The 18,094-nt window shown below is 61.7% G+C and carries 14 protein-coding genes; 7 read left to right on the top strand and 7 right to left on the bottom strand.

What is annotated here, in order from left to right:
• Window positions 1-53: 53 nt before the first annotated feature.
• The 3 genes from HEP89_RS06965 to HEP89_RS06955 are packed head-to-tail and all read right to left on the bottom strand — an operon-like array spanning window position 54 to window position 4,311.
• A complete protein-coding gene (locus tag HEP89_RS06965) occupies window positions 54-1,712 on the bottom strand; it encodes a CRTAC1 family protein (RefSeq protein WP_168691625.1) in 1,659 nt (552 codons plus the stop codon).
• Window positions 1,709-3,130: a di-heme oxidoredictase family protein gene (locus HEP89_RS06960; protein WP_168691624.1), complete on the bottom strand. Its 1,422-nt coding sequence runs from the start codon at window positions 3,128-3,130 to the stop codon at window positions 1,709-1,711. Before HEP89_RS06960 ends, HEP89_RS06965 begins: the two co-directional genes overlap by 4 nt.
• Window positions 3,127-4,311 carry an ROK family protein gene (locus HEP89_RS06955; protein WP_208997797.1) on the bottom strand — a complete coding sequence of 395 codons (1,185 nt, stop codon included), beginning with the start codon at window positions 4,309-4,311 and terminating at the stop codon, window positions 3,127-3,129. The genes HEP89_RS06960 and HEP89_RS06955 overlap by 4 nt, the downstream gene beginning before the upstream one ends.
• A 350-nt stretch (window positions 4,312-4,661) precedes the next feature.
• Here HEP89_RS06955 and xylF point away from each other — a divergent pair, with 350 nt between their 5' ends.
• The 5 genes from xylF (at window position 4,662) to xylA (ending at window position 10,858) form a co-directional block, all read left to right on the top strand.
• Window positions 4,662-5,693 (top strand): D-xylose ABC transporter substrate-binding protein, encoded by a 1,032-nt coding sequence (xylF, locus tag HEP89_RS06950; protein WP_022999249.1) that lies wholly within the window; start codon window positions 4,662-4,664, stop codon window positions 5,691-5,693.
• A 137-nt stretch (window positions 5,694-5,830) separates the two neighbouring features.
• The gene (locus HEP89_RS06945) at window positions 5,831-7,120 is read left to right on the top strand and encodes a sugar ABC transporter permease (RefSeq protein ID WP_031268746.1); all 1,290 of its coding nucleotides are present in this window, start codon (window positions 5,831-5,833) and stop codon (window positions 7,118-7,120) included.
• A 24-nt stretch (window positions 7,121-7,144) separates the two neighbouring features.
• Complete coding sequence (locus HEP89_RS06940) at window positions 7,145-7,912, top strand: ATP-binding cassette domain-containing protein (protein WP_006939086.1); 768 nt, start codon at window positions 7,145-7,147, stop codon at window positions 7,910-7,912.
• A gap of 149 nt (window positions 7,913-8,061) precedes the next feature.
• The gene (gene xylB / locus HEP89_RS06935) at window positions 8,062-9,513 is read left to right on the top strand and encodes a xylulokinase (protein WP_168691623.1); all 1,452 of its coding nucleotides are present in this window, start codon (window positions 8,062-8,064) and stop codon (window positions 9,511-9,513) included.
• A 25-nt stretch (window positions 9,514-9,538) separates the two neighbouring features.
• The gene (gene xylA, locus HEP89_RS06930) at window positions 9,539-10,858 is read left to right on the top strand and encodes a xylose isomerase (protein WP_022999245.1); all 1,320 of its coding nucleotides are present in this window, start codon (window positions 9,539-9,541) and stop codon (window positions 10,856-10,858) included.
• A gap of 95 nt (window positions 10,859-10,953) precedes the next feature.
• Here xylA and HEP89_RS06925 read toward each other — a convergent pair whose 3' ends face one another.
• The gene (locus HEP89_RS06925; protein ID WP_077291229.1) at window positions 10,954-11,916 is read right to left on the bottom strand and encodes a DJ-1/PfpI family protein; all 963 of its coding nucleotides are present in this window, start codon (window positions 11,914-11,916) and stop codon (window positions 10,954-10,956) included.
• Window positions 11,917-12,000: 84 nt separating this feature from the next.
• Between HEP89_RS06925 and HEP89_RS06920 the strand changes: the two genes are divergently transcribed.
• Complete coding sequence (locus tag HEP89_RS06920) at window positions 12,001-13,179, top strand: MFS transporter (RefSeq protein ID WP_168691622.1); 1,179 nt, start codon at window positions 12,001-12,003, stop codon at window positions 13,177-13,179.
• Between the two features lie 14 nt (window positions 13,180-13,193).
• Here HEP89_RS06920 and HEP89_RS06915 read toward each other — a convergent pair whose 3' ends face one another.
• The gene (locus tag HEP89_RS06915; RefSeq protein ID WP_168691621.1) at window positions 13,194-13,703 is read right to left on the bottom strand and encodes an MmcB family DNA repair protein; all 510 of its coding nucleotides are present in this window, start codon (window positions 13,701-13,703) and stop codon (window positions 13,194-13,196) included.
• Window positions 13,704-13,839: 136 nt separating this feature from the next.
• Here HEP89_RS06915 and HEP89_RS06910 point away from each other — a divergent pair, with 136 nt between their 5' ends.
• Window positions 13,840-14,322, top strand: coding sequence for a hypothetical protein (locus tag HEP89_RS06910; protein WP_168691620.1), 483 nt, complete (start codon window positions 13,840-13,842; stop codon window positions 14,320-14,322).
• Window positions 14,323-14,470: 148 nt separating this feature from the next.
• Here the strand turns inward: HEP89_RS06910 and sulP are convergent, their stop codons facing one another.
• The gene (gene sulP, locus HEP89_RS06905; protein WP_168691619.1) at window positions 14,471-16,255 is read right to left on the bottom strand and encodes a sulfate permease; all 1,785 of its coding nucleotides are present in this window, start codon (window positions 16,253-16,255) and stop codon (window positions 14,471-14,473) included.
• 92 nt (window positions 16,256-16,347) lie between these two features.
• Window positions 16,348-18,018: a bifunctional protein tyrosine phosphatase family protein/NAD(P)/FAD-dependent oxidoreductase gene (locus HEP89_RS06900; RefSeq protein WP_022999240.1), complete on the bottom strand. Its 1,671-nt coding sequence runs from the start codon at window positions 18,016-18,018 to the stop codon at window positions 16,348-16,350.
• Window positions 18,019-18,094 lie beyond the last annotated feature (76 nt).

Genomic DNA, 18,094 nt, shown 5'->3' with positions numbered 1-18,094 from the left:
ACGATCGTCTCGCGAACCAGTTTTTCAGTACCGGAAAGGTGCCTTGCCGGGGCCTACTCCGGATACCAGAGCTTTGCCTTTTCCGCACCCCGTTCAATGATCACGTGACCGTTGGCAAAGACCCGGTAGCCGTGGCTCCAGTCGCCGTCCGGCCATTTGATTCGCACGTTGGCACGTTCCGCTACACCCAGGCCGAAGTGAACGAAGCCCATCTGGCCGGAGGCATGACCTGCCCCTACCTGGATGTCCTTCACCACGGTCCGGTTTCCCGTCTTCACGCTGATCTTGGCACCAACTGCGCGGGAGTTGGGTTTGCCCGGCTGGCGCACGTCCACAGCCAGCCAGTTGCCGAGCTGTTTCGGTTCTTCTGCCGTGCCCTGTCCGGTATTGCGGAACAGGCTCACCGGTCCGGATCGGTTGACGACAACCAGATCCACCAGTCCGTCGGCGTTGAAATCCGCCAGACCCGCCCCGCGTCCGCGCCGGTTCAGCGCAATCCCGGCGGTGTCGCCGGTTTCCACAAAGCGGCCGTCCCATTGGCCGAGCAGAAGATTGTCCGGGTCATAGGCCGCGAAGTCGGGCATGGCTTCCACATTGCCCTTGGCAATGAAGAGGTCCCAGAGCCCGTCATTGTTGACGTCCTGAAACTCGGAATGCCATCCAGTTGAGGGTTTCAGGTCTTCGCCCGCATAGGGCCGGTGCGCAGTAACGCCGAGGTCGAAGGCAATGTCCTGATAGACCGGCACGGTCTCGTCCGATTCCGGATCGAGCTTCTGCAGCTTGGTGTCGCCCATGCTGGTGAGCGCATACTCTGGAAAACCGTCCACATCCAGGTCGATGGACGCAATGCCCATGCCCCAGATCTTCAGGTGTTGCCAGCCATCGGATTTGCGATAGGGGCGAGGCGGTCTGCCGGGCGCAACGGCCCAGAGCTGCTCCTCGCCACCGCGGTAATATTGCCGGTCGTTCGAGATCCTGAGTGCAGGTTCGCCGGAGCGGTTCCAGTCGGTGAACAGCATCGACAAGCTGCAATATCCCGGCGACAGGCGCGTTGCTTCCGCGTAGAGCGGGCTGCCGTCCTCCGTCTTTTCCGGCCGGAACAGGAAGTTGTCGTGACAGGTGCCCCAAGGCGAGCCGGGGGCAGAACGATCGACATAATTGCCGAATGCAAGCGTTGGATAATCGAGCCCTGGTTCGTAGGTGGCGGAAAAGGAAGTGCTCCATTCGCGGCCGCCGTCGAAGCCAAGGGCCCGGTTGGCGACCTCGAAGGTACAGGCGCCCTTGCCTTCCAGGATCAGGTTTTCACCCAGGCGCAGCACGACGAGATCCAGGATGTCGTCGTTGTTGATGTCGAGCGGATAGGCGCCGAGCACGCCGGTGGCCTGTTTCTCGTTGAGGCCGGTTTCCACCGCGGTGAATTTCAGCGGTCCTGCCACACGGCTTTCGTTGCGAAAAAGCTGCGCCGGGTTCTTGCCGCCGGCAAAGAACAGATCCGGCTTGCGGTCGCCATCGCAATCGAAGATCGCGGTGCCGCCACCAACGAAGAATTCCCACGCACCGTCATAGGAATGTTCGATGCCCGCAGCCGAAGCCTCTTCCACAAACGAGGGGACGGGCGCAACGGAAACCTGACGGGTGTCGTCTGCCAGAGCCGGGGCCGCAAGGCTTACGCTCAACAGCGCACCGGATACGGAAAGGCTGTAAGGCTTCATTCCGCGATCTCCAGGCTGCGCAGGAAAGCGATGATCGTCTGCTGCTCTGTTTCCGTCAGACCTGCATAGGCCTTGCGGCTGTCGGAAGCAGCGCCGCCATGGGCCAGAATCGCCTCTTCCAGCGTCGTGATATCGCCCCGGTGCCCATAGGGCGCCGTGCTGCCGATGCCCCAGAGTTCGGACGTGATGAAAACGTCGCGCGCAACAAAGCGTTGGGCCAGCAGTTCATTGCCGAAGGTGTCGCTGGCCGCATCGGCAATCGTGTGGCGCTTCAGGTCGCCGTAAAGGGGAACCAGCACCCGGCCCTGGTCATCGCGCGGCAGGGCCTTCACCCAGTCCAGCGTGCCGAGGTCAAGTTCGAGCGGTGCCTTCACGTCGCTCTGGCGCAGGGTACCGGCGGTGTCGAACGGGCCGGGATCCTGAAAGATGAGGCTTTCGAGCGGCAATTCGGGAATGTGGCACGAGCTGCAGCCAATGGTGCCGAAAAGCGCTTCTCCCTTTGCTGCCGCCTGCTGCCAGACATCCGGCAGATCCTGTTTTCGGGTGGGCGCGGGAAGCGTTGCCTGGAAAGCGACCAGCGCCGAGATCTGACCTGGCGAAATTTCGCCCGTATGGCCATCACCGTCGAAGTCGTCCGATCCTGTCCATTCGGCGCCGAACCGCTCGACCGCCTGTATGCCATGATGATCGTTGGTGGCGTTCACGCTGAACTGGCGAAGCGACGCAAAGACACCCTTCTGGCTGAAAGGTCGCAAGGTCAGGTCGTCGTCGATGCCCTCGAGACGGGAAACGTCCAGTGTCCCGTCAGGAAAGGCGGTCAACTTGCCGAAGGAGACGCCCTTTGTTTCGAGGCTGACGGTTTCTTCCTGACCGCTTTTCCGCACCCTGGCCAGCAGATCCGTCCGCTGGCTGCGCAGGTCCGTGGTCATTTCCCGGGCAAGCAATTCGATCAGCCCGGCTCCCTGAAGCGCGACCGTGTTGCGCTCGTTGGAAAACTGCGGATCCGTGGTGTCGAAGTCGGCGCTTTCGAAGCCTTCGGACACGAACACGTTTGCTGTGAACGCACCGGAACCACCGATCACAGGCTCATTGTGGCAGGAAGAGCAGGAATTGGCGTCCATTCCAGCAAGACGCTGGAACGCCTGCGGTGCCTTGCGGCGCACTTTTGTCGGCACGATAGCCCGTGTCGCGTCCGGCCGGCCTGCGCCATCCAATGTGGTGAACTTGGCCCTGAACAGCTCTTCTCCAAGCGGCTGCAGCACGGTGATCGCATCTTCGCCCGATTGCGCCAGGGCGTCGATATCGACGTCTTCCTTGATGGCCCGTTCGCTCCAGGGTGCGGGATCGGCAAGTGCTGATGCAGGCAGGGTGATGCCGAGGACGAGAGCAGAGACTGCGAGCCGGGATTTGCCTGTCATGCCGTCGCCTCCTTGCGGTCGAGCCGGGCTATGCGGCCTGAGGGCGGAGTTGCGTTGCCAAGAAAATCCTTGTCGAGACGTTCCATCGACTGGGCGATCAGGCCGCTGCGAATGAAGTCCTCATTCCACGGCATCACGTCCAGGGAGAAATTGTTCCTGAGATCGGAAACAAGAGCCTCTTCCAGCCCTTCCCACATGCCTTTTTCCATGAAGGAGAAGGCACGCATCGCTGCGCCGGTCAGCACCACGCGCTTGGGGTCGATCATCGCAATCACCCGGGCAAGACCATAGCCCAGAACCCGGCCCGCATCGTGAAACGCGTTGCAGGCGTCCTTGTCTCCCGAGCCGGCCAGTTCGATCAGCCGGGCAAGGCCGCTGACGCCCGCCTTGATGGTGCCCGGATCGGTGTTCTCCGGCAGATGAGAGGCAGCCCGCACCAGCGCGTAATCGGATAGATAGGCCTCAAGGCAGCCCTTCTTGCCGCATCGGCAGAGGGCTCCGCCGGGCAGATGGTTGGCATGGCCGAACTCGGCGGCCGTGCCGCTTGCTCCCGAAAACAGCCGGTTGTCGAGGTAAAGCCCCATGCCGACACCGTAATCGAGCATGATCACGGCAAATGTCCCGCTGTACTTGTTCGGGTCCGACCAGTGCAGCGCCTCGGTGATCATGTTGGTGTCGTTGGAAATGTAGCAATCCGCCCCGAAGGCTTCGTGCAATGGACCGACGACAGGGATCTTGCGCCCGGCAAAGGCGGGGCTCCAGGCAACGACGCCGGTTTCCGTTTCGACGACACCCTGTGCGGCAACGCCGATTTCCCGAACCCGTGACGGGCCGATGCCGGCCTCGTCGAGGAACTGCCTGATCGCAGTGATCAGGGTTTCGGGAAAGCTGTCGGCATCTTCGGTGGCGCTGTCAAAATGGCTGCGCCTGTCGCACACCACCTCGCCGGCGAAATTCACCAGCGACAGGTCGATGTTGTTGACCGACAGACGGACGCCAACCGTATAGACCGCGTCCGGCTTGAGCTTCAAAAGGGTGCGTGGCCGTCCACGCGCCTGGGGTGTTTTGGGCTCCTCGCTCTCCAGGCTCAGGATCAATCCCTGGTCCAGAAGATCGGAGGTGATGGCCGTCACCGTCGCGGGGCTCAGCCGTGTCATCTGGCCGAGATCTATCCGCGCCATAGGGCCGTTCCGGCGCAGGGCCTGTAGAACAATACTTCTGTTTTGCCGCCGGATCTGATCCCGGTCCGCCTTGCGTGTCATGCTCGCTCAGCTCTTCCCAAGGTGTTTCCTCTGTCCCGGGTTTCTCCCGGTTTTCCTGCTTCTCACTGGGTGTGTCAAACCCCGCGGAACAGTGTTTTGCAAAACCATGTTGACAGGAGCAGCGCTTTCCTGCAACTTTTTTTCGGGCACCAAAAAAAATAACAATAAGGCTGTCCTTTCTGAAGGCGCCTCGAAAAGGCGCTTCGACACTGACGCATTTCAGGCACATCCGTCCGACGTGGGATGCGCCAACTGGAGGAAACATCGCAATGCGTAAAATCACCACTTTGCTGGCGGGCGCTCTGCTGTCCGCGACCGCACTGAACCTGGCCCACGCAGAAGACGTCATTGTCGGCGTGAGCTGGTCCAACTTCCAGGAAGAACGCTGGAAGACTGACGAAGCCGCCATCAAGGGCGCCCTTGAGGCAGCCGGCGCGACTTACATTTCCGCCGACGCGCAGAGCTCGTCCGCAAAACAGCTTTCCGACGTTGAGGCACTGATCGCACAAGGCGCGACCGCCCTCATCATCCTGGCGCAGGATTCCCAGGCAATCGGCCCGGCCGTGCAGGCTGCTGCCGACGAAGGCATCCCGGTTGTCGGCTACGACCGCCTGATCGATGATCCGCGCGCCTTCTACCTGACCTTCGACAACGTAGAAGTTGGCCGCATGCAGGCTCGTGCCGTTCTGGCTGCCGCGCCGAAGGGCAACTACGTCATGATCAAGGGCTCCCCGACCGACCCGAACGCGGACTTCCTCCGCGGTGGTCAGCAGGAAGTCCTGCAATCCGCAATCGATGCGGGTGACATCACGATCGTTGGCGAAGCCTACACCGACGGCTGGCTGCCGGCGAACGCACAGCGCAACATGGAACAGATCCTGACCGCCAACGACAACAAGGTCGACGCGGTTGTTGCCTCCAACGACGGTACGGCCGGCGGTGTTGTGGCCGCTCTGACCGCACAGGGCATGGACGGCATTCCGGTGTCCGGTCAGGACGGCGACCATGCCGCTCTGAACCGTGTTGCAAAGGGCACGCAGACGGTTTCCGTCTGGAAGGACGCTCGCGAACTCGGCAAGGCCGCCGGTGAAATCGCCGTCAGCCTGGCCAGTGGCACCGAGATGGGCGGCGTCGATGGCGCAGCTGCCTGGACGTCTCCGTCCGGCACCGAGCTGACCGCCAAGTTCCTGGCACCGCTTCCGGTCACCAAGGACAACCTGACCGCGGTCGTCGATGCAGGCTGGATCTCCAAGGATGATCTGTGCCAGGGCGTCGAGAACGGCCCGGCTCCCTGTAACTAATAACACTACGCTTAATGTGCGGCCCCGGTTACTGTTAACCGGGGCCGTAATAACAGGGACAGCTGCTGCGAAAGCCGCTCCCCGGGATGGGCCACCCGATGCGTAAGCGTAATGGTCTCCAAGCAGGAGTAACCTCTATGTCTGACACCGCACTGTCAGGGCCCAAAAGCCCGACAGCACGAAACTTGTTTGCCGCATTGCAGCTGGACACACGGCTTCTCGGCATGATCGGGGCGTTCATCGTCCTGTGCCTGGTGTTCAATGTGATTACGGATGGCCGGTTCCTGACGCCGCGCAACATCTTCAACCTGACGATCCAGACCGTGTCCGTTGCCATCATGGCCACCGGTATGGTGTTCGTTATCGTCACCCGCCACATCGATCTGTCCGTCGGCTCCGTTCTGGCGACGGTTGCGGCGGTCATGGCGGTTGTCCAGACCGATGTCCTGCCGCCGCTGCTCGGCCTCGGCAATCCGGCTATCTGGATCCTGGCCATTCTGGCCGGTGTGGTTGTTGGTGTGCTGATCGGTGCCTTCCAGGGCTGGATGGTCGGTTATCTCGGCATTCCGGCCTTCATCGTGACGCTTGGTGGCCTCCTGGTCTGGCGCAACGTTGCCTGGTTCATCACCTCCGGTCAGACCATCGGCCCGCTCGATGAAACCTTCACCATGATCGGCGGTATCGGCGGCACCATGGGCGAAACGGGATCGTGGATCTTCGGCGTTCTGGCCGTCGCCGTTGCGCTGTGGATGCAGGTCTCCTCGCGCCGCCGCAAGGCTGCGCATGGGTTCCCGGTCAAACCCGGCTGGGCGGAAGTCACCATGGGTGTCATCACGACCGGGGCAATTCTCGGGTTCGTCTGGGTGCTGAATGCCTATGACATTCCCACCGCCCGTCTTGAGCGGATCTTCGAGGCCCGGGGCGAAACCATGCCGGAAGGCCTAGTCATGGGCTACGGCATTCCCTACTCGGTGCTGCTTCTGATCGTGGTTACCGTCGTCATGACCATCGTCGCGCGCCGCACCCGTCTCGGACGCTACATTTTCGCAACCGGCGGAAATCCGGATGCCGCGGAGCTCTCCGGCATCAACACCAGGTTTCTGACCGTCAAGGTGTTTGCCATCATGGGCGGCCTCAGCGCGCTCGCAGCCGCTGTCGCGGCCGCACGCCTCGGCTTTTCGACCAACGACATCGGCACGCTGGACGAACTCAGGGTCATTGCCGCGGCAGTGATCGGCGGCACCGCGCTTGCGGGCGGTGTCGGCACGATCTACGGCGCCATCCTGGGCGCGCTGATCATGCAGTCATTGCAGTCGGGCATGGCCATGGTCGGCGTCGACGCCCCGCTGCAGAATATCGTCGTGGGCACAGTGCTCGTCATCGCCGTCCTCGTCGACATCATCTATCGCAAGCGCACGGGAGACTGAGACATGGACGCGCCTCTCGTAGAAATGAAAGACATGTGCATCTCCTTCGGCGGGGTGCAGGCCGTGGATCATGTCTCTGTCGATCTTTATCCGGGTGAAGTCGTGGGTCTGCTTGGCCACAACGGTGCCGGCAAGTCGACCCTGATCAAGATCCTTTCCGGTGCCTACAAGGCCGACAGCGGCGAAATCCGCATCAACGGCAAGGAAGTGCACATTCACTCGCCGCGCGACGCGCGGGCGCAGAACATCGAGACCATCTACCAGACGCTTGCTCTGGCGGATAATCTCGATGCCGCGTCCAACCTGTTCCTCGGCCGTGAACTGACCTCGCCGCTCGGCTTTGTCGACGACGATGCCATGGAAGCGGAAACCCGCAAGATCATGGGCCGGCTCAACCCGAACTTCAAAAAGTTCCATGCGCCGGTGAAAGCCCTGTCGGGCGGTCAGCGCCAGTCGGTGGCCATTGCCCGCGCGGTCTATTTCAATGCCAAGATCCTGATCATGGACGAACCGACCGCCGCGCTTGGCGTGCATGAAACGCAGATGGTGGCTGAACTCATCCAGGAACTGAAGAAACAGGGCCTCGGCATCTTCCTGATCAGCCACGACATCCACGACGTCTTCCAGCTTTGCGACCGTATCGCGGTCATGAAGAACGGTCAGCTTGTCGGCACCGCCCGCACGACCGACGTCACTGATGACGACGTGCTCGGCATGATCATTCTGGGTAAATGCCCGGAAGGGGCGATCCCGGGTCCAGGTGCTCTTGTGGACGATACAGTGGTCGGATAAACCGACAGGACCCGCGGGCTCTTGCCCGCGGGACTTCCTCATGGTTTGAACAGACGGCCTGGCCCTGTTCGGACGGTGTGGACCCTCATGCCGACACCCGGTCACGGGCCATCGGCATTCTTTTTGATTGTTTTTGAGGAACGCACCTCATGTATATCGGCCTCGATATCGGTACCAGTTCGGTCAAAGCCATTCTTCTTGGTGAGGACCAGTCCCTGATCGCATCGGCAACCGCGGAGTTGACGGTCCAGCGTCCCCATCCGGGCTGGTCGGAACAGGATCCGGACAGCTGGTGGCGGGCTTGCGAAACCGTTCTGGACGCGCTCAAGGCGGAAGCGCCGAAGGCCATGGCCGCGGTGCGTGGCATCGGCTTGTCCGGCCATATGCACGGTGCCACGCTTCTGGATGCCGCCGGTAAGCCGCTGCGCCCCTGCATCCTGTGGAACGACGGCAGGTCGGGCAAGCAATGCTCGGAACTGGAAGCGGCCGAGCCGAAATTCCTGACGCTCGGCGGCAACCGGGTGATGCCGGGCTTCACTGCGCCGAAGCTGCAGTGGGTGCGTGAGAACGAGCCGGAAATCTTCGCCAGAACCACCATGGTTCTGCTGCCCAAGGACTATGTCCGTTTCAAGCTGACGGGCGAGTACGTCGGCGAAATGTCGGATGCCGCCGGAACGCTCTGGCTGGATGTCGCCAGACGCGACTGGAGCGACGCGCTTCTGGCCGCAACGGGCCTCACCCGTGAGAACATGCCGCGCCTTGTCGAAGGCTCCGAAAGCTCGGGCACACTCAAGGCGGATCTTTGTGGCCGCTGGGGTTTCGACGCCGCTCCGGTGGTGGCCGGCGGCGGTGGCGACAATGCCGCTTCGGCCTGCGGTGTCGGTGCGGTCGATCCGGGTTCGGCCTTTGTCTCGCTCGGGACCTCCGGCGTGCTGTTCGTGACCAACGACCGCTTCTCGCCCAACGTCGACAGCGCGGTTCACGCCTTCTGCCATGCCGTGCCGGACACCTGGCACCAGATGGGGGTGATCCTTTCGGCAACCGACAGCCTCAACTGGCTGGCAAAGGTGGTGAAGCGCAATCCGGGTGAACTCACCGGTCTGATTGGCAATGTGGAAGGGCCTTCGCCCGTTTCCTTCATGCCTTATCTCGGCGGCGAACGGACGCCGCACAACGACGTCGACATCCGCGCCGGCTTCTTCGGCATTTCTCACGGAACCGACGATGCCGAACTCTGCCACGCGGTACTCGACGGTGTCGCCTTCGCGCTGAAGGACTGCCTGGAAGCGCTCAGCGTTGCCGGCACCGGGATCGAACGGGTTCTGGCGGTCGGCGGCGGGTCTCGCTCAACGGTCTGGCTGGAGATCATCGCCAGCCTGCTCAAGGTTCCGGTCGACGTTCCGGTGGATGGCGACTTCGGCGGCTCGCTTGGCGCGGCCAGGCTCGGTCAGGCCGCCGCGCTCGGTAGCACCGAGGGCATTTTCACCAAGCCCGCCCTCAAGGCCAGCATCGATCCGGTGCCGGCCCTCACACAAAGATATGCCGAAGGCTACGAGCGCTGGCGCAAGCTTTATCCGGCGCTCAAACAAGCCGGCTTTTAGGAAGCATATTCAAGGAGATGACAACATGAGCACTGGGTTCTTCGGCGATCTTCAGCCGATCCAATACACCGGGCCGGCAAGCACCGAGCCGCTGAGCTATCGCCACTACAACAAGGACGAGGTCGTCCTCGGCAAACGCATGGAAGACCATCTGCGTCTTGCCGTGTGTTACTGGCACAGCTTCTGCTGGCCGGGCTCCGATCCGTTCGGCGGCGAAACCTTCAACCGGTCCTGGATGGCGGCTGGCGGCGATCCGATGGAACAGGCCAAACTGAAGGCAGACGTTGCCTTCGAGATGTTCCAGATCCTGGGCATGCCGTTCTTCACTTTCCATGACCGCGACGTTGCGCCGGAAGGCCGGACGCTTGCCGAAAGCAATGCCAATGTGAACGCGATTGCCGACATCTTCGAAAAGAAGATGGCCGACACCGGCATCAAGCTCCTTTGGGGCACGGCCAACATGTTCTCCAACCGCCGCTTCATGGGCGGTGCGGCCACCAATCCGGATCCGGACGTCTTCGCCTATGCCGCCGCACAGGTGAAGAACGCAATGGACGTCACCTATCGCCTCGGTGGTGAAAACTATGTGCTCTGGGGTGGCCGCGAAGGTTACGAGACCCTGCTCAACACCAACATCAAACAGGAGCTGGACCAGTTCGGCCGCTTCCTCAACATGGTGGTCGAGTACAAGCACAAGATCGGCTTCAAGGGCACGATCCTGATCGAGCCGAAGCCGCAGGAGCCGTCCAAGCACCAGTACGACTACGACGTCGCCACCGTCTATGGGTTCCTGAAGGCCTATGGGCTGGAAAACGACGTCAAGATGAACATCGAGCAGGGCCACGCCATCCTGGCCGGTCACTCGTTCGAGCACGAACTGCACATGGCCCGTTCGCTCGGCATCTTCGGGTCCGTCGACATGAACCGAAACGACTATCAGTGCGGCTGGGATACCGACCACTTCGGCATGAACGTGCCGGAACTGGCGCTCGCCTATTACGAGATCCTGATGGCGGGCGGCTTCACCACCGGCGGCACCAACTTCGACGCCAAGCTGCGTCGCCAGTCACTCGACCCGGTCGATCTGATCCAGGCGCACGTCGGCTCAGCCGACGCGATTGCCCGCGGTCTGAAGGCCGCGGCAGCCATGATCGAGGACGGCCGACTGAAGGGCTTCGTCGATGACCGTTATGCCGGCTGGCAGAAGCCGGAAAACGCCGACATCCTCAAGGGCGGCTCCTCGCTCGAGACATTGGCCGAGCGCGTCCACAAGGCTGACCTGGAACCGCAGCCGAAATCCGGCAAGCAGGAATACCTGGAAAGCCTGGTCAACCTGTTCGTCTGATGCAAACTGCATCCGGGGCGCTGGTTGCAGCGCTCCGGATGGGCTTCTCAGCTGATGTCCGGGATGTGCCATCCGCGATTTGTCGCCACAGGGTTTCAGCTATCCGCGAATTTTTCCCGGTACTCGCCGACGGTGGTATTGAGATGCCTCTTGAACGCCCGCTGCATTTGCTGGAAATCGGAGAAACCGGAAACACGGATAGCGCTTCCCACCGGCGCACCGCCTGACAGGACATCCGCTGCCCGCTTGAGCCTGTAGCGTTCCAGATATTTCACGGGCGTTAGCCCCGCGCTTGCGGAAAACCGTCGGCTCAAGGTCCTCGGGGTCAGACCGGCAACCTCAGCCATCAACTCCAGTGTCCAGTCGCGTCCGGGATTGTCCTGCAAGGCGTCAAGCAGCCGGCCAAGTTCGCGGTCGCCGGAAAACTGCGCTTCAAGCAAGTCCGCGAACTGGGTTTGGCCACCGGCTCTTTTCAGATAGACGACCAACTCGCGGGCAACGGCAAGAGCCAGGGCTCCACCATGGTCCCTCTTGATGATCTCCAGCGCCAGATCGATGCCTGAGGCAACGCCTGCGGACGTCATCACCTCGCCGTCGATATGATAAAGCTCGTCGGTGGACCAGCGAACCTCAGGAAATTGCTGCCGCACCTGTCGGGCGCGCCGCCAGTGGGTCGTGGCTTTCCGGCCATTCAAAAGGCCAGCATTGGCCAGGACCAGCGCACCGGAGCAGATCGAAATAACCCGTCTGTCCTCCATTTCCGAAGGCCAAGTTGCAAGAATATCCAGGATCATCCGGTCATGCATTGCTTGATCGACACCAGTCCCACCCGGTATCAGAAGATCCCGCCGCCCGTCTGTCGATGCGGTCGTGTCCACTTGCAATCTGAGCCCGCACGAAGAGGTGACCCCCATCCCGTCCATGGAAACGAAGCGCAACCTGTAGCGTTCGGTGCCGTCTTCGTTTGCCGAACTGAAAACCTGCGCGGGACCTGCCACATCCAGGATGTTCAGGCCGTCGAAAAGCAGGATGTCGATCTGGCGAAGCGTTTTGTCCATAATTGACGACACTATGTCATTATAGACAGTCGGTTCAACCGTTAAACAGGAGTGATCCCTGGCGTAACCGGTACGGACGGCCTCATGCTCACGAGAAACTTTCTCCTCATTCTCCTTGCGAATATCGTGCTCGGCTCGGCAATGCCGATGCTGATCATCCTTGGCGGTCTGGCAGGAGGCTGGCTGGCTCCCCACGTGTGGCTCGCAACCGCGCCGCCGTCGACGCAGATGCTGGTCGGCATCATCGTGGCAACGCCGGTATCTCTCTTCATGGGGCGCTTCGGCAGGCGAGCAGGTTTCCTGCTTGGCGCGGCAATGCTGGTCTTTGGCGGTGTCTTCGCGGCATTGGCGCTTGTACTGCAGAGTTTCATCCTGCTCTGCCTGGCACATGCGGCTCTTGGGGCCGCATTGATCAGCGTGAACTATTTCCGGTTTGCGGCCTCCGAGGCGGTTCCCGCCGAACATCGGGCTCAGGCGATTTCCTTCACACTGGCTTCCGGACTGGTGGCCGCGTTGCTGGGGCCGCAACTGTTCAATGAAGCAAAGGACGCACTGGCGCCAATACCGCTGGCAGGAGCCTATCTTGCAATCGCCATGCTCGGAGTTCTTGGGGCGTTGCCGGTCTGGTGGTTAAGGATGCCGGCATCGCCACTCAAGGTGGCCCACAGGCGCGCGGAAAGCGCGGTACGGATCCTGAGCCGTAATCCCAGGGCGGTCGGAGCGATCGGGCTTGCAGCTTTGTCACAGGCGATGATGGTTCTTCTGATGACCCCGACACCCTTGGCGATGATCGGTTGCGGGTTCGCCGAAGGCCAGGCCGCGGATGTCATTCGCTGGCACGTGGTCGCAATGTTCGCACCCGGGTTCTTTACGGGGTTTCTGATCCGCCGCTTCGGCGGAACCAGGATCGCCGTCCTGGGGCTCGTTCTCCTGTTCGCTTCCGCGCTGACGGCATGGTCCGGCATCGGCCTGCTCGAATTCTACGGTGCCCTCGTTCTGTTGGGCGTGGGCTGGAATTTCGGTTTCATCGGAGGAACGCATTTGCTGCTGGCAGCCTTGAGCGACGAGGAAAGGCCGCTGGTCCAAGGCGTCAACGATACGCTTCTTGCGGTTTCATCCTCCGGAGCCTCGCTTCTCTCGGGCGTGCTGTTTGCGGGGATCGGCTGGACGGGTCTGGCTGCGGTGTCCGCTCCTGTCCTGGCGCTGCTCGCACTGATCCTGGTGCTTCGTTTCCGGCGCCGCGAAACCGTTGCAAGGGCGTGAGACGAAAGTCGGGCCTAGTAGCTCTGGAACAACTGAACGCCGTCCGGGTCTGACAGGTTGTGCAGGCGGTGTGCGGCATGGCGGGCGAAACGATGGGTTACCGATTTCCGGGTCGCTGCCGCCAGCTTGTGTTCCGGTGCTTCGCGCAGGATCTCCGCCCCGAAGCCGTCGGAAACAATCAGCCCGGCCTCCTCGGGAAAGATCTCCAGCGGGACGTCCGGATGCGTCGCGAAATACAGCCGGTCGCAATGAAGGCGGTAGTCCGGCCACTTGGTATCCGCCCGGAAATCGGCGATCGAGGATTTGACCTCGACTATCCAGAGCTCATGTTTCGGCCCAAGCGCCAGGAGGTCCGCCCGCCGGGCGGAGGCAAGGGTGACTTCCGGCAGGCAGGCGAAATCGAGTTGTCGCAACAGCCGCGCGGCCCCGCGCCAGACCTTCAGCGCGGTTTCCGACTGACGTCCGTCCTTGAGCGGGTCATCCAGCTGAATCCGCCCCGCTAGTGGCTGATGATCGGGTTCCATGCGCATTTTGTTCCACATTTGTTCGTTTTTTGCAAGTTTTGCCGTTGGCGACATTGACCTTTCCTGCCAACTTGCGCGATGTTTCGGCGCATCGGATAATCCGGTTGGATCTTGTCACTCCGGGAGGGGGTAGCGGTTGAACAATTTCACACGAAATGCCTTGTTGGGCGTTGCACTGGCGTTTGCGTGCGGGCCTGCGCTTGCAGGCAAGGGAGACTTGATGTTCCAGGTGCCGAAATCCGCACCCCTTCTGCAAGGCCGGGCACTGGATCTGCGTTTTGCGGATTTCGCGCAAGGAATTTGGGTGCGCGAACTGCAGGATTGTCCGGCTCCGCGGATCGACCGAAGCGCACCCGGCTCGACGCTGGCCATCTACCGCGGCCTTCTGGAAACCCCGGGGCGCATCTGCCAGGTCTATGGGGCTGAAAAGAGCGGCAAGATGACCCAGCGTGCGGCCATCAATTGTCTGCTGACGGATGGCGGCGAGGCGATCGAACTGGTCACCGTTCAGCCCCGTGGCACCGAAGGGCTCATGGTTCAGGAAGGCGAAAAGCCGCCGGTCCATTTCCGCTTCTGCGAGAAGATCGTGCCGATCCTCCAGTTGTCAAACAGCAACTGACACCCTTTTGCTGGTTGGTTTGGGGTCGAGCGGCTCTCGCCTCAAGCGCCTGACAGCAAAAAATGCCTCATCCTGAGGAGCGGTGGATCAGACAGAAATGCGGTAACAACCGGGTCGACCCTCTCACAGCAAAATAGCCAGAGCCGGATCAGATCTCCGGCCCGCTCCACAGGTTCGACTTCGCGGTCTTCTTCGGCGTGCGGCTTTCCGAGATATGCGCCGTCAGCGGGTCGAGCGTGCACAAGGCGTCGTACTGGCTGAGGAACACCTGCCCGCTCAAATGTTTCAGGAAATCGGTCCGCTTCAGTCGGTCCATCACCGGTCCCTTAACCTCCGAAAGGTGGAAGGAAACACCGGAATCCGACAGACGGTGGTTGATTTCCTCAAGGCTCTCCAGGGCACTGGCGTCGATCTCGTTCACGGCCGGGCACATCAGCACCACGTGTTCGATATCGGGCTTTTCGGCCACCAGTGCATAGATCCGGTCTTCCAGAAACCGCGAATTGGCAAAGAACAGGCTTTCATCGACCCGTAGCGTCAGCACCCGGTCCCCCGTCACCACGGCGTGCCGGTCAACATTGCGGAAGTGCTCGGTTCCCGGCACGACGCCGACAATCGCCATATGTGGCCGGCTGCTGCGGTAGAGATAAAGCGCGATCGACAGGGCAACGCCGGTCACCACGCCCGGCTCGACACCGAAGAACAGGGTGATCAGGATCGTCGCGGCCATGGCCGCGAAATCGCTCTTAGAATAGGCGAAGGTCCGCTTGATCGCGCCGAGATCGACGAGCGACAGCACGGCAACGATGATGGTGGCGGCCAGAGTTGCCTGTGGCAGATGCGTCAGCAGCGGGGTCAGGAACAAGGTGGCCAGCGCAATGCCGACGGCGGTGAAGGCACCAGCCGCCGGGGTCGCTGCCCCGGCATCGAAATTGACGACCGAGCGGGCGAACCCGCCGGTGACCGGATAGCCACCGGAAATGGCGGAGGCAATGTTGGAGGCGCCGAGGCCGATCAGCTCCTGATCCGGCTCGATCCGCTGACGCTTCTTGGCTGCCAGCGTCTGCGCAACGGAGACGGATTCCACAAACCCGATGACCGAAATCAGCAGCGCGGGACCGGCAAGCGCCAGCCACAACTCGCCGTCGAAGGCTGGCAGATGCGGCACCGGCAGGCCGGAGGGAATGTCCCCGACAACACGCACGCCTTTCTCGCCGAGTTGAAAGACGGCGGACAGGATCGTGGTCACCGCGACGGCTGCCACCGGCCCGGCCTTGGTCAGGATATCGGCAAAAAACGGTTTCATTCCCATACCAAGCAGCAGCTTCTTCAGGCCTTTGCGCACCCAGAAGAGGAAAGCCGTGGCCGATACGCCGATTGCGAAGGTGATCCAGTTGATCTCGCCAAGGTGCTGCAGGATGGAGCCGAGGATGTCGTAAAGCGTATGCCCGTTCGCCTTGACGCCGAGGATGTGCTTGAGCTGGCTGGACGCAATCAGCAGGCCCGACGCGGTGATGAAGCCGGAAATCACCGGATGGCTCAGGAGGTTCGCCAGGAACCCGAGCCGGAACAGGCCCATGGCGATCAGCATCAGGCCCGACAGGAAAGCGAGAATGATGGCGGCACCCAGATATTCCGGGGTGCCCTGCCTGGCCAGTTCGCCAACGGCGGAAGCCGTCATCAGCGAGACCACGGCAACCGGCCCGACGGCCAGCGCTCGGCTGGTGCCGAACAGGGCGTAGGCGACAAGCGGCAGGATGGATGCATAAAGGCCGACTTCGGGCGGCAGGCCAGCCAGAAGCGCGTAAGCAAGAGACTGCGGGATCAGCATGATCGTCACGATCACCGCCGCAACGAGATCGTTTGTCGCCGTTTCCCTGTCATAGCTTTTGCCCCAGTCGAGAATGGGCAGATAGCGCTTTAGGCGGATCATTTTTCTTGGCCTTTGTCGGGGCTGGTAAAAACTCGAGCCGGGAAACCGGCTCGAGTTGCAGGTTGGTTCGATGGGCCCGTTTCCCGGGCTTGTTATGCTGCCGATACTTTTTCCGGCTTGGCCAGCCATTCCTTGCCGCGCAACATGGCACGCCAGTAAATGGGAGGTAGGATACGCTCCTTCAGGAGCCATGCGGTGCGCGTTGGCTTGGTCCCGTCCACCAGCCAACGCGGGAAGCTCGGCAACAGCGTTCCACCGTAGCCGAACTCGGCCAGGACGATCTTGCCACGTTCAACGGTGAGCGGGCAGGAGCCGTAGCCGTCATATTGGGCCGTCGCGCTGTGCCCTGCGATATCGGAAACGATGTTTTCCGCGACCACCGGTGCCTGTTTGCGCGCAGCCGCGGCCGTCTTGGCATTCGGTGCGTTCATCACATCGCCGAGCGACCAGATGTTGTCGAAGGTCTTGTGGCGCAGCGTGGACTGGTCGACATCGACCCAGCCGGCGGCATCCGCCAGCGGCGAGACGCGGATGAAATCGGGCGCCGTCTGCGGCGGCGTCACATGCATCATGTCGAACTCGACTTCCACCTGGCGTGGATCCTTTTCCGGTTCCTTCACCTCGAAGACGGCCTTTTTGCCAGGCCCGTCGACTGCAACCAGATTGTGGAAGAAGTTCAGGCCGGCATCGTATCGCTTCACGTAGTCCATCAGCGCAGGCACATAGTCCTTCACGCCGAACAGCACACCGCCGGCATTCATGAACTGGATGTCGATCTTGTCCAGAGTGCCGGACTTCAGCCAGTGGTCTGCCGAAAGATACATGGCCTTTTGCGGCGCACCGGCGCATTTGATCGGCATGGGCGGCTGGGTGAACAGCGCCCGTCCAGCCTTCATGGTCTGCACCAGGTGCCAGGTGTAGGGAGCCATGTCGTATCGATAGTTGGACGTCACGCCGTTCTTGCCGAGCGTGTCGACAAGGCCTTCGACCTTGTGCCAGTCGAGCTTCAGGCCCGGGCAGACCACCAGCCGTCCGTATTTGACCACACGGCAGCCGTCCAGAACGACGGCATTGTCCTTCGGTTCGAAGGCGGCGACTGCCGACTTGATCCAGTGAACGCCCTTCGGAATGAGGGAGCCCATGGTCTTGGCGGTGTCCGAGGCCTCGAAGATGCCGCCGCCGACCATCGTCCAGCCGGGCTGGTAGTAGTGAACGTCCGCCGGATCGATGATGGCGATTTCCAGGTCCGACTTGCGGGAAAGCAGACTGGAAGCCACCGAGATGCCGGCCGCGCCACCGCCCACGATGACGACGTCGAAACGCGCATCCTCGGCAGTTTCGGTCGGTGTGCGGCCGCCGTTGGCGATGCGCCGCACCACGCCAGCCATGTCGTAGCCGGCGGCCTTGGTTTTGGAGAGGATGTCGGAGAGCGGCAGCTTTTCGGCCTGGGACAACGACCAGAGCGTTGCCGAGCGCGTACCGGTCCGGCAATAGGCCAGGATCGGTTTCGGCAGGCTTTCCATCAACCGCCCGAACTCTTCGGCATCCGTATCGCCCACCTTGCCGGCAACGATGGGCAGATACCGCGCTTCCATACCGAGCTTGCCGGCAGCCGCTTCGATTTCCTCGAACGAGGGCTGGTCGGCACCTTCGCCATCCGGGCGATTGCAGATCACCGAGCGAAAGCCCTGTTGTGCAAAGTCGGCCATGTCCTCGGGTTTTACCTGGGGAGCTACCGATATCTGGGAATTGATTGCTTTCATGGGTCCTGTCCGCCTCCTCCCGGCGATGAAGTCTCGACCGATTTTCTGCAGACGCCCTCCCCGCGTGGATACGCGG

This window comes from Labrenzia sp. 5N (assembly GCF_012395805.1).
GTDB classification, from domain to species: Bacteria; Pseudomonadota; Alphaproteobacteria; order Rhizobiales; family Stappiaceae; genus Roseibium; species Roseibium algicola.
This window is presented reverse-complemented; position numbering and strand designations above follow the sequence as displayed.

Coding starts and splice junctions, on each gene's coding strand:
- HEP89_RS06960 (WP_168691624.1), bottom strand. CDS start 3,130: ATGACAGGCAAATCCCGGCTCGCAGTCTCTGCTCTCGTCCTCGGCATC.
- HEP89_RS06915 (WP_168691621.1), bottom strand. CDS start 13,703: ATGGAACCCGATCATCAGCCACTAGCGGGGCGGATTCAGCTGGATGAC.
- HEP89_RS06940 (WP_006939086.1), top strand. CDS start 7,145: ATGAAAGACATGTGCATCTCCTTCGGCGGGGTGCAGGCCGTGGATCAT.
- HEP89_RS06900 (WP_022999240.1), bottom strand. CDS start 18,018: ATGAAAGCAATCAATTCCCAGATATCGGTAGCTCCCCAGGTAAAACCC.
- HEP89_RS06925 (WP_077291229.1), bottom strand. CDS start 11,916: ATGGACAAAACGCTTCGCCAGATCGACATCCTGCTTTTCGACGGCCTG.
- xylF (WP_022999249.1), top strand. CDS start 4,662: ATGCGTAAAATCACCACTTTGCTGGCGGGCGCTCTGCTGTCCGCGACC.
- HEP89_RS06965 (WP_168691625.1), bottom strand. CDS start 1,712: ATGAAGCCTTACAGCCTTTCCGTATCCGGTGCGCTGTTGAGCGTAAGC.
- HEP89_RS06945 (WP_031268746.1), top strand. CDS start 5,831: ATGTCTGACACCGCACTGTCAGGGCCCAAAAGCCCGACAGCACGAAAC.
- HEP89_RS06920 (WP_168691622.1), top strand. CDS start 12,001: ATGCTCACGAGAAACTTTCTCCTCATTCTCCTTGCGAATATCGTGCTC.
- sulP (WP_168691619.1), bottom strand. CDS start 16,255: ATGATCCGCCTAAAGCGCTATCTGCCCATTCTCGACTGGGGCAAAAGC.
- xylB (WP_168691623.1), top strand. CDS start 8,062: ATGTATATCGGCCTCGATATCGGTACCAGTTCGGTCAAAGCCATTCTT.
- xylA (WP_022999245.1), top strand. CDS start 9,539: ATGAGCACTGGGTTCTTCGGCGATCTTCAGCCGATCCAATACACCGGG.
- HEP89_RS06955 (WP_208997797.1), bottom strand. CDS start 4,311: ATGGCGCGGATAGATCTCGGCCAGATGACACGGCTGAGCCCCGCGACG.